Origin of the sequence: Kribbella caucasensis (assembly GCF_004361855.1) — a bacterium.
GTDB lineage: Bacteria > Actinomycetota > Actinomycetes > Propionibacteriales > Kribbellaceae > Kribbella > Kribbella caucasensis.
On the sequence record NZ_SNWQ01000027.1, the window covers coordinates 26,834 to 43,509 of the forward strand.

The 16,676-nt window shown below is 69.2% G+C and carries 11 protein-coding genes; 7 read left to right on the plus strand and 4 right to left on the minus strand.

Annotation, left to right across the window (positions count from 1 at the left end):
• Nucleotides 1-139: 139 nt before the first annotated feature.
• The 3 genes from EV643_RS36935 to EV643_RS36945 all read left to right on the plus strand — a co-directional run bounded on the left by EV643_RS36935 (nucleotide 140) and on the right by EV643_RS36945 (nucleotide 4,999).
• Nucleotides 140-1,528, plus strand: coding sequence for a neutral zinc metallopeptidase (locus EV643_RS36935; RefSeq protein ID WP_238166066.1), 1,389 nt, complete (start codon nucleotides 140-142; stop codon nucleotides 1,526-1,528).
• Nucleotides 1,529-1,627: 99 nt separating this feature from the next.
• On the plus strand, nucleotides 1,628-2,773 hold the full coding sequence (locus EV643_RS36940; RefSeq protein WP_133804869.1) for a neutral zinc metallopeptidase: 1,146 nt from the start codon (nucleotides 1,628-1,630) through the stop codon (nucleotides 2,771-2,773).
• 9 nt (nucleotides 2,774-2,782) lie between these two features.
• Complete coding sequence (locus tag EV643_RS36945; protein WP_133804870.1) at nucleotides 2,783-4,999, plus strand: neutral zinc metallopeptidase; 2,217 nt, start codon at nucleotides 2,783-2,785, stop codon at nucleotides 4,997-4,999.
• 71 nt (nucleotides 5,000-5,070) lie between these two features.
• On the opposite strand, the gene EV643_RS36950 is transcribed toward EV643_RS36945, so the two are convergent.
• Nucleotides 5,071-6,756, minus strand: coding sequence for a DUF2207 domain-containing protein (locus EV643_RS36950; RefSeq protein ID WP_133804871.1), 1,686 nt, complete (start codon nucleotides 6,754-6,756; stop codon nucleotides 5,071-5,073).
• A gap of 78 nt (nucleotides 6,757-6,834) precedes the next feature.
• On the opposite strand from EV643_RS36950, the gene EV643_RS36955 reads away from it, so the two are divergent.
• The 3 genes from EV643_RS36955 (at nucleotide 6,835) to EV643_RS36965 (ending at nucleotide 13,551) form a co-directional block, all read left to right on the plus strand.
• Nucleotides 6,835-8,019, plus strand: coding sequence for a neutral zinc metallopeptidase (locus tag EV643_RS36955; protein WP_133804872.1), 1,185 nt, complete (start codon nucleotides 6,835-6,837; stop codon nucleotides 8,017-8,019).
• Nucleotides 8,020-8,179: 160 nt separating this feature from the next.
• The gene (locus tag EV643_RS36960) at nucleotides 8,180-12,181 is read left to right on the plus strand and encodes a Pls/PosA family non-ribosomal peptide synthetase (protein ID WP_133804873.1); all 4,002 of its coding nucleotides are present in this window, start codon (nucleotides 8,180-8,182) and stop codon (nucleotides 12,179-12,181) included.
• Nucleotides 12,181-13,551 (plus strand): M1 family metallopeptidase, encoded by a 1,371-nt coding sequence (locus EV643_RS36965; RefSeq protein ID WP_133804874.1) that lies wholly within the window; start codon nucleotides 12,181-12,183, stop codon nucleotides 13,549-13,551. Before EV643_RS36960 ends, EV643_RS36965 begins: the two co-directional genes overlap by 1 nt.
• A 12-nt stretch (nucleotides 13,552-13,563) precedes the next feature.
• On the opposite strand, the gene EV643_RS36970 is transcribed toward EV643_RS36965, so the two are convergent.
• Nucleotides 13,564-14,427 (minus strand): LysR family transcriptional regulator, encoded by an 864-nt coding sequence (locus EV643_RS36970; RefSeq protein WP_133804875.1) that lies wholly within the window; start codon nucleotides 14,425-14,427, stop codon nucleotides 13,564-13,566.
• 91 nt (nucleotides 14,428-14,518) lie between these two features.
• Between EV643_RS36970 and EV643_RS36975 the strand changes: the two genes are divergently transcribed.
• Nucleotides 14,519-15,493, plus strand: a complete 975-nt coding sequence (locus tag EV643_RS36975) for a nitrilase family protein (protein ID WP_133804876.1) — start codon at nucleotides 14,519-14,521, stop codon at nucleotides 15,491-15,493.
• A 7-nt stretch (nucleotides 15,494-15,500) separates the two neighbouring features.
• On the opposite strand, the gene ispF is transcribed toward EV643_RS36975, so the two are convergent.
• Both ispF and ispD read right to left on the minus strand, forming a co-directional pair.
• Nucleotides 15,501-15,968, minus strand: a complete 468-nt coding sequence (gene ispF / locus EV643_RS36980) for a 2-C-methyl-D-erythritol 2,4-cyclodiphosphate synthase (RefSeq protein WP_133804877.1) — start codon at nucleotides 15,966-15,968, stop codon at nucleotides 15,501-15,503.
• Nucleotides 15,965-16,660 carry a 2-C-methyl-D-erythritol 4-phosphate cytidylyltransferase gene (ispD, locus tag EV643_RS36985; protein WP_133804878.1) on the minus strand — a complete coding sequence of 232 codons (696 nt, stop codon included), beginning with the start codon at nucleotides 16,658-16,660 and terminating at the stop codon, nucleotides 15,965-15,967. Before ispD ends, ispF begins: the two co-directional genes overlap by 4 nt.
• Between the last annotated feature and the right edge of the window lie 16 nt (nucleotides 16,661-16,676).

Consider the following 16,676-nt stretch of genomic DNA (forward strand, 5'->3'; position numbering starts at 1 on the left):
TCCTCGCCGTGCGGCGGCAGCAGCGGCCGAGGGGTCTCGTTCTACTGCCCGTGGAACCACACGATCTTTGTCGCGGGTGAGCTGAGCGAATCACCGGGCGAGCGGTCCGGCTGGACCGAGTCTCGGATAGCGTCAGGCGATGCGTGGTCGCGCCCCGGACCACGTCGGTGTCCGCGGTCGGGGCAGTGGAGAGCGCGTGTCGGACAACCAATGGGGACCACCGGGTCAGTACCCCCAGCAGCCACCACCCCAGGGGCCGTACCAGCCGCAAGGCCCGTACCAACCGCAGGGCCCGTACCAGCCGGGCGCGGGTGGTCCCTACCAGCCGGGCGGCCAGGTTCCCCCGCCCGGTCAGGTCCCCCCACCACCCGGTCAGGTGCCGCCGCCGGGGCCGATGGGGCCGCAGCCGTGGCAGACGCAACCAGGCCGGCCCGGGTACCCGCAGTACGGTGGTGCCCAGCCTCCGATGCAGCAGCTGCCGCACGGACTCGGCTGGGGCGGACCGCCGCCGGGTGGGCCGCAAGGCCCGAAGAAGAAGAGCAAGGCGCCGTTCATCGTGGTGCCGATCCTCCTGCTCGTCCTCGGCGTGGTCGGCCTGTGGATCGCCGGACTGGTCGACAAGAAGAACGACCTGGACGACTACTCCGCCCCGACGCCGAGGTCCTCGACCAGCAACAGGCCGACCATCGAGCCGACAAACGAGCCGTCGCCCACACGGGCGCCCACGACCCGGCCGACCACCACCAAGCCGGTGGTCAAGCCGACCGCGCCGCGGACCAGCAATCCACCCGCACGCCGTGGGCCGACCGACTACGAGGTGGTCAGCCGGAACCGGATCTACCGGGTCGGCACGATGGCATCGGTCGGCTGCCGCGAGTCGAACGCCAGGCAGTCGACCACCGCCGGCGCGCGGGCCAACTACGTCAATCTGAAGGCCTGCCTGGGCCGGGCGTGGCCGGCGATGATCCGTAGTTCCGGGGCCCAGTTCCGGCAGCCGTCGGTGATCATGTTCAGCGGGACCGTCCAGTCGCCGTGCGGCTCGATGAGCGACTCCGGACCGCCGTTCTACTGCAGCACCAACGAGACCATCTACATGAACCTGCGCGAGGACATCGGCAACTACAACCAGTACTCGCAGTCGTACGCGAAGGTTTGGGCGCGGATGTGGATGCTGCACCAGTTCGCGCACGAGTACGGCCACCACATCCAGCACCTGACCGGCATCCTCGAGGCCAACCACGACATGCGCTATGACGCGCCGACGCGTACGGCCGAGCTGGAGATGGCCCGGCGGCTCGAACTGCAGGCGTCCTGCTTCAGCGACGTCTTCATCGGCGCGAACCGGCGGACCTACCCGGTCACCGGGCAGTCGCAGCAACAGTGGCGCTACCTGATCGGTCACGTCACCGATCTGAAGAACGACCACGGTGACGCGAACAACCACGAGTACTGGGCGCTGCGCGGCTATCAGACCCGTAACCCGGCCGCGTGCAACACCTTCACCGCCCCGTCGGGGAGAGTGCGCTAGCTCATGTCGTCGAGAACGCGCTAGTCCATGGTGGGTCCCGGTGGTTAGCCTGGTCGTCCGGATCACGCCCTGTGCGTCCCGGGGGGATGAGGAAGAACCGTGTCGAATCAGGACTGGAGCGAGCCGCCAGGAGCGCATCCGCCGCCGGGACCACTGCCCGACGGCTCCATACCGCTCTACGCCAGTTACCCGCTGCCCGGTACGCCGGGCGGCGGTCCGGCACGTCCGGAGGTCGGGTGGGGACCCGAGTTCGGCACCGGCCGGGACTACCACTTCCGGCATGGTGGGCCACCGCGCCGGCGCCGGACCGGACTGGCCGTCGGCCTGTTCGTCATCGGCGGACTGGCCGTCGCCGTGGTGATCGCCGCCCTCGCGTTTCGTGGGGGCGATTCGCAGACCGCAGTCCCGGCATCCGGTACGACGCCGCCCGCCGCGGCGTCCACCGAGCCGGACGACAGCTCACCCACGCCCGACCCGACCGGAACCCCGGGCCAACTGGAGCCGTCGCAGGACAGTGCGAAAATCGTCCAGGCCGACGCCTTCTACGCCACGGGCGTCCAGCGCTCGGTCAATTGCCGTGAAGCGCAGGTCGCCTTGACCAGCCAGGCGGCCGTGCAGCGGTACTACGCGAACCTGGTCGGCTGCCTGAACCGTGCCTGGACACCCCGGGTCCGCGCCGCGCAGGACACCTTCACCGCGCCCCGGGTGGTGTTCTGGGCCGGGACGGTTCAGTCACCGTGCACGAGCGGCTCGTCGGTGTCGTTCTACTGCCCGTCCAGCCAGACGCTGTACCTGAAGTACGAGGACGACATCAAGCTGTGGACCCGCTCCGCCGACACCGCCAACCGGGCGTTCGCGCGGATGTGGGCCACCTACACGGCCGGACACGAGTTCGGCCACCACGTACAGCAGCTCACCGGCATCCTGCCCGCCGCCGCACGACTCGAGTACGACGCGCCGAACCGCGAGGCGCGACTCGAGCTGAGCCGCCGGATCGAGCTGCAAGCGTCCTGCCTGGGCGCTGTGTTCATGGGGGCCAACAAGCTCCCGTACGGCATCACCGGTCTCGACCTGACCGTCTATCGACGTTACGTCGAGGCTCAGACCGGGGATGAGAACAACCGCGGCGGTCCGCGGGATCACGGCGCCCGGTCCAGTCACCAATACTGGACCGCGCGCGGCTTCAATACGCTCAACAGCGCGAATTGCAACACGTTCACGGCTTCGGCCAGCAAGGTCTCGTGAGGAGTATCGATGTCGGACAACTGGAATCCACCCCCGCCGCGGGACCCGTCGGAGCCGGAGGGCGAACAGCCCAGCACCGGTGAGGGAACGCCGCGCAGGGATGGCCAGTCTCCCCAGTGGTGGACCGAACCCGCCGAACGGCCGCAGGAATACATCCAGCCCGGCCCGCCGACGCCCCAGCAACCGGGTCAGAACCCAGCCGGCCAGCCGCCGGGTGAGGGCGCCCCGGGCCCCGACGCCGCGGGCCAGGGCGACGCTGCTGGACAGGGTGCTGCTGGACCGGGTGCCGCTGGACCGGGTGCCGCTGGTCCGGGTGCCGCTGGTCCGGGCACTGCTGGTCCGGGTGCTGCGGGCTCGGACTCCGCCGGGCAGGGCTCGTCCGGTCAGACGTCGAGCGGCAACCAGGGATGGAACCTGCCGTCCAGCGGCCAGCCGGCGACCCCGGCCGACGGCGTTGGCGGTTCACAGGCAACTCCCGGCGGTCCGTCGCAGAGCACCGGTCCCACCCCGCCGAGCTCCCCCACCTCCGGCCCCGGCTCCTGGGGTCCCGGCACGTGGAGAACGTCGGCCGCAGCCTCCTCCGGCCCAGGCGATTCCAGCACGAGCGGCTCCGGCTGGGGTCAGCCCGGTCAAGGCGAATCCGGCACGAGCAACTCCGGTTGGGGACAGACCGGTCCGGGTGAATCCGGCACGAGCAACTCTGGCTGGGCGCAGTCCGGCGCGGGCGAATCCGGTACGAGTGGGTCCGGCGCGAGTGGGTCCGGTTGGGGCCAGACCGGTCCGGGTGAATCCGGTGCGGGTGGGTCCGGCTGGGGACAGACTGGCGCGGGTGAGTCCGGTGCGGGCGGGTCCGGGTGGGGTCCGGCGGCTGCGGGCGCCTCCGGGGCGAGTGGTGGGTCCGGCTGGGGACCGTCCGACCAGGGGCAGCCTGGGCAGGGGCAGTCTGGTTGGGGCGCTGCTGGGGGGCAGGAGGGGGAGTCGACCAGTAACTGGCCTAGTAGTTCTACTGGGCCGATCACGCCGGGGCCGACCAGTTCTTGGCCGGCTGGGCCGTCCAACGCGCAAGGGGGCAACCCCTCCAACCCGTGGTCGAACGCGGCGCAGAACTCATACCCGCCGTACCAGCAGCAGGGTGGCGGAAACTGGCAGCAAGGCGGCCAGGGCGGTTGGCAGCAACCCCAGCAGGGCGGCCAGCAACCGAGCTGGCAGTACCCGCCGATCCCGATCCCGAAGCCGCCCGGTGGTGGACGCAGGCGCAAGCCGCGTCGGCTCTCGAAGGGCCTGCTGATCGGCCTGGTCGTGCTCGCCGTCCTCGTGGTCGGCACCGGTGTCACCTACGCCCTGCGCAACGCCGGGGGCAACGACACCCCCGTCGCGATCGACACGCCGACGGAGACCCCGACGCCGACTCCCACGCCGACCCCGACTCCCAGCCCGACGCCGACTCCGACTCCGACGGTCAAGCCGAAGCCGACCCCGAAGCCGAAGCCCAAGCCGCGGCAGCCGACGGCGTACGAGCTGGTGGCGAAGAACAAGATCTACTCGGTGGGCGCGCTGCAGCCGACGAAGTGCGTGGAACCGGTGTACCGGCCGACCACCTTCCCGGCGACGAAGGCGTACTACCAGCGGCTGCTGCCGTGCCTGAACCGGACCTGGTACCTGGCGCTGAAGAAGGCCGGCATCCCGTTCCGGGCGCCGAACCTGATCGTGTACGCGAACCAGGTGAAGACCCCGTGCGGAGTGGAGCGCGGCACCCGCGCCTACTACTGCGGCGCCAACCAGGCGATCTACATGCCGTTCAACGTGGACTACCGGAACTACCGGATCAACCCGATCTACACCCGCGCGTGGATGCTGAACACGTTCGCGCACGAGTACGGGCACCACATCCAGTCGCTGACCGGCATCTTCGGCGCCAGCTTCGCCCGGCAGGCGACGATGGCGGACCCGAACCTGCGGCTGCTGGAGTCCCGCAAGCGCGAACTGCAGGCGTCCTGCTTCGGCTCGGCGTATCTCGGGACGAACGCGGCATACATCCCGATGCGCGGCGAACTGCTGACCGCGTGGAAGTTCGCCGTCGCCAACGCCGGTGACGAGTTCTCCAACCCGAGGATCCGCGACCACGGGTCGAAGGCGAACCACAACCTCTGGTCGACCCGCGGGTTCAACTACAAGAACCCGATCTTCTGCAACACGTTCAGCACCAGACCGCAGTACACCAGCTAGCGGGCAAGCAAGAAGGCCCCCGGATCCCTGTCAGCAAAGGGATTCCGGGGGCTTCTTTACGTCGGGGAACCTCAGAACAGCCGGCGCGCCGTGGTCAGCGTCCCGCCGAACGAGGTGACGAAGTTCGACAGGGACTCGCCGATGTCGGACAGGTGCCAGTCCGCCGGACCGGAGTACCAGCCGATCCCCGCGTCGGGGTCGTCGTCCGTGTCGGTCGCGGCGATCTCCAGCGCCCACTTCTCGGTCAGCCCCAGCACCGCGGCGTACGGCAGGCACCGAGACGCGAACTCCAGCCTGTGACTCTGTGGCAGATCCGCCGAGCTCTCATCGGCCAGGTACCGCTGCAGCCCCGCAACCCGGCCCAGTACGGAGGCTCCGCGGGCAGTACGGGCGGGCGCGACCTGTCCGGCCAGTGACAACGCCACCCCCGCGAGCATCACCGCGAACCCGACCAGCCCGAACTTCGTCGCGATCGCCAGCACGATCGTCAGCACCACGCCCGCCCCGAGCAGCACCAGACCGGCCGTGGTCCAGCGGTTCCGTACGGCGTCCGGCCGGTTGGCGAACCAGCCCTGCGTGACGACATCGGCGTACAGGTGCTCGCGGACCAGGTTCAGCCTTGGCCGCAACGCCTGACCAAGGTTGGAGACCACTACGGTGTCCCCGTCGGCGAACACGGCGTCGAGCAGGGCCTTCTCGTACGGCAGCAGCTCCGGACCGCCCGCGTTCAACCGTTGCAGCTGCCAGTCGAGCTTGCCGAACTGGCTCTCCCGCGGCAGCTCCACGATGGTCAGGTAGTTGCGCACGGCAAGGTCGAGCAGAGTCGCCGTCATGTCCACCACGTCGGCCGTCTCGTCCACGACGGTGCCGACCTGGCCGGGCCGGATCCCGTCCGGCGCGGCGAACTGCGGCCCGTCGGGACCGTCCAGCACCGGACGCTCAGACCCACCGAGGCGGCTCTTGCCCGCGTCGCGACCTTTGAGGAACCACAACGCGGCCGCGGCCAGCACGCCCAGACCGAGCAGCAACGCGCTCAACCCGATCGTCGCCGTGTCCACCGTGAAGGCGCGGTGCAGGGACCACCGGGTCTTGAACTCCGCGTTCGGCTGGACCGTCGCCTGGTTGCCCAGCCCGGTCAGGAAGGTCAACCGGCCGCCCGCCGGGACGCCGTTCTGCTCGATCTCGAGCGCGGCCGACTCGGCCAGCTGCGACGAGGTACAGGGCATGCTCGAACCGGTCCGCCCGGCGATACAGGTCACCCAGGTGGCGAACGGCACGTTCACCGTCACCGACGCCTTCGGGATCGAGGTGCCGAAGCCCTGGACGATCGGCCAGCTCACCTCGCGACCCTCGGTGGAGTCGGCGACCACGTTGTCCACTTCGTAGCTGTAGACGATCTTGGCCTGACCGGACGGCCGCACACTGATCCGGCGGCCGTCGTCGGTCTCGGCGTTCTCGAACCCCGCGGCCGGCTGCCCGTTCACCGTGGCCGACACGTTGCGGACGGCATACGTCCGGTCCTCGTCGGCGTTCGCCCGGACCCGGGTGGTGAGGGTGCGGCTGAAGGTGTCGCCGCCGGCGGTCAGGTCGACGGTCTCCTGGACCTTGAGCACCCCGTCGCCGGTCAGCGTTGCCTCGGCGGCGTACGCCGTGATCTGGTCGTCGGCGGCCTGGGCCGGCAACGTGCCGAGGGCAACGAAGGGGGCAGACAGGGACAAAAGCAGGGCTACCGGGAGGAGGCGGCGCTTCAGTGACATGGGTCGAGAGTAGTCTCGTGCCGGTTCGCCTTGCGAACCGAAACAAGGACGATCGTTCGAAGAAGGGGCCAACGACCAGTGAGCAATCCTTACGGGTACGACCGGCCCCAGGACGTCCGCCGGCCCGCGCCACCGCCCGGCGTACTGCCGCCGCCGCAGGCCGCACCGTGGCAGCAACAGCAACCACAGCCGCAGTACGGACAGCAGCAGTATCAGGGCCAGCAGTACCCCGGCGGGCCGCAGTACCAGGGCGCACCGCAGGGCCAGTACCCGCCGCAAGGGCAGTTCCCGCAGCAGGGTCAGTACCCCGGCCAGTGGGCGCAGCCGTACTACGGCGGTCCGAACCAGTTCAACGGGTTCCAGCCGCAACGGCGCCGGGGTGGTGCGGTCAAGTTCGTCCTGATCGCGTTCGTGGCGATCGCCTTCGTCGGGATCTCGCTCGCGGTCGTCGCCGGGATCCTCACCGGCAGCAACACCACCGCGGACCCCGGCCCGACCGGCCCGTCGATCGTGCCGACGGCGACCACCAAACCGGTCGAGGGCTCGGCCGAGGACTTCCTGCTGAACAACCCGCTCTACCAGTCCGGCAGCCTCGGCGAAATGAACTGCCCGGCGGAGGAGCTCGGCGACGGCAGCCTGGCCGCGCAGAAGCGGTACTACGAGAAGCTGTTCGGCTGCCTGAACGACGCCTGGCGGCCGGTGTTCCAGAAGCTTGGCAGCTCGAAACCGGACCCGGGGCTGGTCGTCTTCGACAAACCGGTGGTCACCCCGTGCGGCAACTTCAAGCCGTTGTCCGGCCGGGTGCTCGCGTTCTACTGCTATGGCAACCAGGTGATGTACACCGACGTGGCGCAGATGAACAAGGCGTTCGGGCCGAAGGAAGACCTGGCGTTCCTGATGACGATCGCGCACGAGTACGGCCACCATGTGCAGGGCGTCACCGAGCTGGCCTACGCCCGGTACGCGTACGTCCAGGACCATCCGGACCAGAAGCTGGAGAGCTCGCGGCGGAACGAGTTGCAGGCATCTTGTTTGGCGGGTGTTTTCAGCAAGGCGGTGGAGAAAAGCTATCCGTTCACCCGCCGGATGAAGGAGTTCGAGCACCAGGCGAGCAACAGCTTCGGCGAGACCAAGGACAGCCCGGCCGACGAGCGGACCCATGGCCTGGCCACCAGCCAGGGCTTCTGGATCATGAACGGCCTCAACATTGGCGAAACCAAAGCCTGCAACACGTACGCCGCTCCGGCGAACCTCGTCCAATAGCCGGGCGGGGGGCGGCACGACTCCACCCGGCCGTAGCTGAAACAACATCGCGGGACCTCGGACAGGTTATTTCTTGTCCGCGGTCCCGCTTCCTTGTTCAAGATCCTTCCGTACGAGACGTAACGCGACCTGTTCAGAAGATCCGCGTATCATCCGGCGCGTGACGTTGCGACGGGGGGACAGTGCGCCACCCGAGCGCACGCTGGTCGACATCCTGCAGGAGACGGCGACCAAGTACCCCGATGAACCTGCGCTGGACGACTCGCATGTCAGTCTGAGCTACAGCGAACTGCAGGCTCAGGTGAAGAAGTTCGCGCAGCGGTTGATCGAGCTCGGGATCGGGCCGGGCGACCGGGTCGGCGTGCGGATCTCGTCCGGGCACAACGACTTGTATGTCGGGATCCTCGGCACCCTGCAGGCCGGCGCGGCGTACGTGCCGGTGGATGCGGACGATCCCGATGAGCGGGCCGAGTTGGTGTTCGGCGAGGCGCAGGTGGCGGCCGTGGTCACCGACGATCTCGAGATCGCGAGCACACGCCCCAGCGGGCCGAGTTCCCGCCCCGACGGACCGGACGAGGACGGGTACTACGACTTCCCGTACTCCGCCCGGATGGACCAAGCCGCCCCCGACCCCAGTACGCCGTACCCCGGTTCGTCCGACCCCATTACGCCGCACACCGGCACCCCGTACGCCGCTTCGCCGTACCAAGATCCGTCGAGTGGTCCGATGCCGGAGGACGACGCCTGGATCATCTTCACCTCCGGGTCGACCGGGGTACCGAAGGGCGTCGCAGTCTCGCACCGATCCGCGGCCGCTTTCGTGGACGCCGAGGCCATGATGTTCCTCCAGAAGGAGCCGATCGGTCCGGACGACCGAGTGCTCGCCGGCCTGTCGGTGGCCTTCGACGCGTCCTGCGAAGAGATGTGGCTCGCCTGGCGATACGGTGCCTGCCTGGTCCCGGCACCGCGGTCGCTCGTGCGCAGCGGGATGGACCTAGGCCCGTGGTTGGTTGCCCAAGGCATCACCATCGTGTCCACCGTGCCGACGTTGGCCGCACTGTGGCCGGCCGACGCGCTGGATCAGGTCCGACTACTGATCTTCGGCGGCGAGGCCTGTCCCCCAGAGCTGGCCGAGCGCCTCGCAATCGACGGCCGCGAAGTCTGGAACACGTACGGCCCAACAGAGGCGACCGTCGTCGCCTGCGCCGCGCAACTGACCGGCGAGGGCCCAGTCCGCATCGGCCTGCCACTGGACGGCTGGGACCTAGCCGTGGTGGATGCCCAGGGCAACGAAATTGAGGAGGGCGGCAACGGCGAGCTGATCATCGGCGGCGTCGGCCTGGCCCGATACCTGGATCCGGCCAAGGACGCGGAGAAGTTCGCCCCGATGCCGTCGCTCGGCTGGGAGCGCGCGTATCGCAGCGGCGACCTGGTCCGCAAGGAGTCCGAGGGACTGATCTTCCTCGGCCGTGCCGACGAGCAGATCAAGCTCGGCGGCCGGCGGATCGAGCTCGGCGAGGTGGATGCGGCTCTGCAGGCCCTCCCCGGCGTCACCGGTGCGGCAGCCGCAGTACGAGCGAGCGCCGCGGGGAACCAGTTGCTCGTCGGCTACGTAGTACCGGAGGATCCGGACACGTTCGATCAGAAGGCCGCGACCGAGCGATTGCGGGAGGCGTTGCCGGCTGCCCTGGTTCCGCTGCTGGCGGTGACGGACACGCTGCCGACCAGGACGTCCGGCAAGGTCGACCGGAACGCCCTCCCCTGGCCGTTGCCGGGGATGGAAACGGGCGGCCCCGCAGCCGAGTTGGAAGGTACCGCGGGCTGGCTCGCCGAACGCTGGACGAAGGTGCTCGGCGCCCAGGTCACCGGGCCGGACAACGACTTCTTCCTGCACGGCGGTGGCAGCCTGGCCGCGGCCCAACTGGTGTCGGTGCTGCGCGAGCGGTATCCGGAGGCGACGGTCGGCGACATCTACGAGTACCCACGACTGGGCGCGCTCGCCGATCGGCTGGACTCCTTCACCACGTCCGCCGAGCCGGTGGAGATCAGGGAGATCAGCCCGATTCCGCGGCGGATCCAGTTGCTGCAGACGGTGCTGACGCTGCTGCTGCAGACCGTGGTCGGCGTTCGCTGGCTGGTCTATCTGTTCACGATGAACAACCTGCTCGAACTGACCGTCGGCCGGCAGCCGTGGATGCACACCGTGTCGTGGTGGTGGATCCTGGTCGGCTGGTTGCTCCTGATCACCCCGGCCGGGCGGATGGGCATCGCCGTGATCGGCGCCCGGATCCTGTTGCGCGGTCTCAAGCCGGGCATCTACCCGCGCGGCGGCAACGTCCACGTCCGGCTCTGGGCGGCGGAGAATCTGGCCGACGCGGCGGGCGCGGCCAACCTCGCCGGCGCGCCCTGGATCGCGTACTACGCAAGGGCGCTCGGCGCGAAGATCGGTCGTGGTGTCGACCTGCACACGTTGCCGCCCGTGACCGGCATGCTGACGATGGGCCGGGGCGCCTCGATCGAGCCAGAGGTCGACCTGGCGGGGTACTGGATCGACGGCGACCGCCTGCACGTCGGGTCGGTGACCGTCGGGGCCGAGGCCGTCATCGGTTCGCGGAGCACGTTGCTGCCCGGCGCTGAGATCGGCCGGAACGCCGAGATCGTCGCCGGCTCGGCCGTGTCCGGCAAGGTCCCGGCCAACGAACGCTGGTCCGGTTCCCCCGCCACGCGCGTCGGTCGTGCCCGGCACCCATGGCCGGACGAACGTCCCGCGCGAGCCCCTTGGTGGGTCCTCGCGTACGGCGCTGCCTCGGCGCTGATGTCGTTGCTCCCCGTGGCGGCTGCGGTCGCGGCGATCGTCGTACTGGGTCGGGCGGTCCGTGACACCGAGACGATCGGTGCGGCCGCGTTGCGGGCGTTGGCCGCGGTTCCGCTGATGACCGTGGTCGCGTTCGTGACGTTGGCGGTGCTGACGCTGATCGGCGTACGGTTGCTCGGGCTCGGGATCAAAGCGGGCCACTATCCCGTGCGCAGCCGGATCGGGTGGCAGGTGTGGGCGACCGAGCGGTTGCTGGACTCGGCCCGGACGCTGCTCTTCCCGTTGTACGCGAGCCTGTTGACGCCGTTCTGGCTGCGGGCGCTCGGGGCCAAGGTCGGCCGCGACGTCGAGGCTTCGACCGTGCTGTTGCTGCCGAAGATGACCACGGTCGGTGAGGGTGCCTTCCTGGCCGACGACACCATGATCGCGTCGTACGAGCTTGGTGGCGGCTGGTTGCACGTGGCCGGCGCGAAGGTCGGCAAGCGTGCGTTCCTGGGCAACTCCGGGATGACCGCGCCCGGCCGGTCGGTGCCGAAGAACGGCCTGGTCGCGGTGCTGTCGGCCGCGCCGAAGAAGTCGAAGGCGGGCACCTCCTGGCTGGGCAGCCCACCGGTCAAGCTGCGCCGGCAGGCCGTCGAGGGCGACCAGAGCCGGACGTTCAACCCGCCGCTGCGGCTGAAGATCGCCCGCGCGCTGGTCGAGCTCTGCCGGTTCATCCCGATGATGGGCACGGTCGTGGTGGCGCTCGGTGTGCTGTTCGCCCTGCAGGCGATGGTCGGCTGGCTCGGGCCGTGGCCGACGCTGCTGCTGTCGGGCGGCGTGATCCTCGCCGCGGGCGCGGTCGCGGCCGGGATGGCGACAGCCGCGAAGTGGGTGATCGTCGGCCGCACCCGCGCCGTCGAGTACCCGCTGTGGAGCTCGTTCGTCTGGCGGAACGAGGTGGTCGACAGCTTCGTCGAGCTGGTCGCCGCACCGTGGTTCGCCAACGCCGCGGCCGGTACGCCGGTGCTGGCGCTCTGGCTGCGCACCCTCGGGGCGAAGATCGGCAAGGGCGTCTGGTGCGAGTCGTACTGGCTGCCCGAGGCCGACCTGATCACACTCGGCGACGGGGCCACGGTGAATCGCGGGTGCGTGCTCCAGACGCACCTGTTCCATGACAGGGTGATGTCCATGAGCACCGTCACCTTCGGGCCTGGATCGACCCTGGGGCCGCACGGCATCATCCTGCCGGCCGCGTCCGTCGGCGAGGGTGCGACCGTAGGCCCCGTCTCCCTGGTGATGCGTGGTGAGAGCGTGCCGACCGGATCCCGCTGGGCGGGCAACCCGATCGCCCCGTGGCAGGGTTGATGATTGGTCATGACAAGGGCCGACCGGGTGCGGAGAGTGCCGGAGATCCGTATGTCCCCAATCACGGCAACGGCGGCTACCAAGTCACGTGGTACGAGCTGGACCTGGACTACCGGGTCAGCAGCAACCGGCTGACCGGCAAGGCGACCATCAGGGCGACCGCGACCCAGTCGCTGTCCCGGTTCAGCCTCGACCTGACCGGCCTGCGGGTGTCGAAGGTGTTCGTGAACGGCCGTCGCGGCGCCCGGTACGTGCACCGTGGCCACAAGCTGCACATCACGCCCGTCGTGGACATCGCCGAGGGCGCCGACTTCGTGGTCGACGTGCACTACTCGGGCAACCCGGCGCCGGTCGACAGCCCGTGGGGCGAGCTCGGCTGGGAGGAACTCACCGAGGGCGTGATCGTCGCGAGCCAGCCGACCGGCGCGGCGACCTGGTTCCCGTGCAACGACCACCCCAGCGACAAGGCTCACTACAAGCTCACGGTCACCACCGATTCGCCGTACCAGGTGATCGCGAACGGGCGACTGGTGTCGCGCCGGACGAAGGCGAGCCGGACCACCTGGGTGTACGACCAGACCGCCCCGATGGCGACGTACCTGGCGACGGTGCAGATCGGCCGGTACGACGTACTCGAGCTGGCCTCGTCGCCGGTCGTCCAGCGGGCCGTGTTGCCGGTGGCGCAGATCAAGGACTTCCGCTCGGACTTCGGCCGGCAGCGGGACATGATGAAGCTGTTCTGCAAGCTGTTCGGGCCTTATCCGTTCGGTTCCTACACGGTGGTGGTGACCGACGATCCGCTGGAGATCCCGTTGGAGGCGCAGGGGATCTCGGTGTTCGGCAGCAACCACGTGGACGGCCGGCGCGGTTCCGAGCGGCTGGTCGCGCACGAGCTTTCGCACCAGTGGTTCGGCAACAGCCTGACGCCGTCGAGGTGGCAGGACATCTGGCTGAACGAGGGATTCGCCTGCTACGCCGAGTGGTTGTGGTCGGAGGAATCGGGCGGATTGTCGGCCGTGCAGCAGATCTCGAAGGCGCACAGCCGGCTGGCCGGGCTGCCGCAGGACCTGGTCATCTCGGATCCGGGGCCGGAGTTGATGTTCGACGACCGGTTGTACAAGCGCGGCGCGATCACGCTGCATGTGCTGCGGGAGCAGTTGGGTGACGACGCGTTCTTCGAGTTGCTCCGGGCTTGGACTCGTGCGCATCGACATGGGTCGGTGACGGCGGTGGAGTTTCGCGCGCTGGCGGCGAGCTCCGCGACGGATGCGGACGCAGTACAGGCGATCTTCTCGGCCTGGTTGGACTCGGCCGCACTGCCTCCGTTGCAGCGAACCGCCCGTCGGCGGCGGGGTCGGTTACGTCGTTGACGTTTTCGTCGTTCAGGTTCGGGCTGCTTCGGTGGCGGCGGCCAGGAAGCGGTCGACCAGGAGGGAACGCTCGGACCAGGCAGCGCCGATCCACCAGGAAGCGGCTCGACCGCGGAGGGGAATGAGGCGGACCGCATCGGGCGCGATCGCGTCCGCACTGGCTGGTATTACGGCCGCGCCGACGCCCGCGGCAACCAAGGCGAGCACCGTCTGCAGATCGGCGGCCTCTTGCAGAACAAGCGGCCGGCACCCGAGTTCGGCGTACAGGCGATCGATCTGGCCAGTCAGGCCGGGACCGCGATCCGGGCGTAGGCGGATCATCGGGCGGCCGTCCAGCCAGGCCGCCACCGACCTGGGCGGATCGACGGTCGACGGTAAGGCGAGCGATAGGCGATCCCTGCGCAGGCGAAGCGAGTCGACGCCGACCGGCGCGGGCAATCGGATGAAGCCGATCTGGAGGGTGCCTGCGAGTAGCCGTTCACACTGGACAGCCGAGGACATGTCGTCCAGGGATACGGCGACGCGCGGATAGCGGCTGCGGAACAGCGCCACGGCCTGCGGCGCGAGCTGGATCCCGGACAGCCCGAAGCCGATCGCGAGCGATCCGTCGTCACCCGCTGCGACCGACGACGCCCGGCGCTCGAACGCATCGGCCCGGTCGAGCAGGTCGAGGGCGTCAGGCAACAAGGCCTTACCCGCTGTGGTGAGCCGCGCCCCCTGCCGGCCACGGACGAACAGCATCGCCCCGACCCGTCGCTCCAGCACCTGGATCTGCTTGGTCAGCGCCGGCTGGCTGATCGACAGCTCGATCGCGGCGGTGCCGTAGTGCCCGGCGCGCGCGACCGCGACGAACATGCGCAGCAACCGGAGATCCATAACCACAGGATATGGAAAACCCTGTGGATAACATTGGACGGCATGTAAAGATTCGGCTTACCTAGACAGAAACCCCTGTCAGGAGAAGTCGATGCTGCGTCGCGCCGTGGTCCAGTTCGAAGCGATTCCAGATCAGCCGGCGGAGAATCTCGCCATCGTCGACCGGCTCGCTCGCACCGCCGTCGAGGGTGGGGCCGAGCTGGTCGTGTTCCCGGAGCTGTGCCTCCTCGGCTACTGGCACCTCCGTCGGCACACCGCCGAACGCCTCCACGAACTGGCCGAACCGCGCACCGGCCCGCACGTCAGCGCCGTACGAGCGCTCGCCCAGGAACTCGGCGCGGGCATTGGCGTGGGCTTCCTGGAGTACGACGACCTGGCGGACCGCGGACGTGGCCGACTCTTCAACTCGTACGCCGTGTGCTTGCCGGATGGGTCGATTCACGTGCATCGCAAGTTGCACGCGTTCGAGCACGAGGCGATCTCGAGCGGGTCGGAGTTCACCGTGTTCGACACGCCGTGGCAGGCCAAGGTCGGCGTACTGATCTGCTGGGACAACAACCTGGTCGAGAACGTTCGTGCGACTGCGCTGCTCGGCGCAACCGTGCTGCTCGCACCGCACCAGACAGGCGGCACGAACTCGCGCAGTCCGCAAGGGATGAAGCCCATCCCGCCGGAGATCTGGGCGAACCGCGAGCACGACCCGGCCGCGGTCGAGGAAGCCTTCAACGGTCCGAACGGGCGTGGGTGGTTGATGCGATGGTTGCCGTCTCGGGCCCATGACAACGGAATGTTCGTGCTGTTCAGCAACGGGGTCGGCCTGGACGACGATGAGATCCGGACCGGCAACGCAATGGTGATCGACCCGTACGGCCGGATCATCGCCGAGACCCCGGTGCCCGACGAGGCCGTGGTACTGGCCGATCTCGACCTGGATCTGGTGCCCAGGGCAACCGGCCGCCGCTGGATCCGCGGCCGCCGACCGGAGCTCTACACCATCCTCACCCAAGCATGCGACGAGCTGGACCCACGAGCCGCCCGCTTCTCGGAGGACCCAGTCAGCAGATAGACCTGGGTCAGTAGATGAGGGCCGTGGCGATGGCGGCTATGCCTTCGCCTCGGCCGGTCAGGCCCAGGCCGTCGGTTGTCGTGGCGCTGACGGAGACGTCGGCGTCGCAGGCGGCGCTCATGGCCTTCTCGGCTTCTTCGCGGCGGGCGGCGAAACGGGGCCGGTTGCAGATCACCTGGACGGAGATGTTGCCGATCTCGAAGCCGGCCGCCCGGACCCGGCGAGCGGCCTCGGCCAACAGGGTCGCGCCCGAGGCGCCGGCCCACTCCGGTTCCGCAGTACCGAAGTTCGACCCGAGATCGCCAAGCCGCGCCGCCGCGAGCAACGCATCGCACGCGGCATGCGCGGCGACATCCCCGTCGGAATGCCCCGACGGACCGGCCGTCTCCTCCGGCCACAGCAGACCCGCGAGCCACATTGGCCGGCCTTCTTCAACCGGGTGTACGTCGACCCCGGTCCCGACCCGCGGTCTCACGTCGACCTCCGCTCGGCCAGCAACCACTCGGCCAACTGAAGATCCCGCGGCCTGGTGATCTTGAAAGCGTCCTCGGATCCAGCGACCGTCTGCACGGTCACCCCGAGCCGCTCGCACAACATCGCGTCATCCGTCGCCCCGGCGCCCTCCAGCGCATGCGCCCGGCGCAGCACCGACGGCTCGAATCCCTGCGGAGTCTGTACGGCGACAAGAGCAGACCGGTCGGGCGTGTCGACCACACGACCGTCCGAATCGACCCGCTTGATCGTGTCGGTCACCGGGACCACCGGGACCACAGCAGGAGCACCACCTCGTACGGCGGCGACCACGCGCTCGATCACGTCGACGGGGACGAACGGCCGGGCCGCGTCGTGCACGAGGATGCAGTCGATCCCGTCGACCGGCACCAACTCGAGCGCCATCCGGACCGAGTCCGTCCGCTCCGCCCCACCGGCGACCACATGAAGCTCCGCGGCACCGGCGTACGGCTCGAGTTGTTTGCCTACGACATCTTCCGTGCCGGGTGGAACGGCGATCACAAAACACGAAAGGCCGGTGGCGGTCGCTGCGGTCAGCCCACGCACTGCGTGGACCAGCAGCGATTCGCCACCGACCTCTCGAAATGCCTTTGGTTCCGCGCCACCGAGCCGGAGTCCGAGACCGGCCGCCGGGATGATCGCCGCGGTGTTCACAGCGAACCCCTCACCC

Coding starts and splice junctions, on each gene's coding strand:
- EV643_RS36935 (WP_238166066.1), top strand. CDS start 140: ATGCGTGGTCGCGCCCCGGACCACGTCGGTGTCCGCGGTCGGGGCAGT.
- EV643_RS36945 (WP_133804870.1), top strand. CDS start 2,783: ATGTCGGACAACTGGAATCCACCCCCGCCGCGGGACCCGTCGGAGCCG.
- EV643_RS36950 (WP_133804871.1), bottom strand. CDS start 6,756: ATGTCACTGAAGCGCCGCCTCCTCCCGGTAGCCCTGCTTTTGTCCCTG.
- EV643_RS36965 (WP_133804874.1), top strand. CDS start 12,181: ATGATTGGTCATGACAAGGGCCGACCGGGTGCGGAGAGTGCCGGAGAT.
- EV643_RS36970 (WP_133804875.1), bottom strand. CDS start 14,427: ATGGATCTCCGGTTGCTGCGCATGTTCGTCGCGGTCGCGCGCGCCGGG.
- EV643_RS36975 (WP_133804876.1), top strand. CDS start 14,519: ATGCTGCGTCGCGCCGTGGTCCAGTTCGAAGCGATTCCAGATCAGCCG.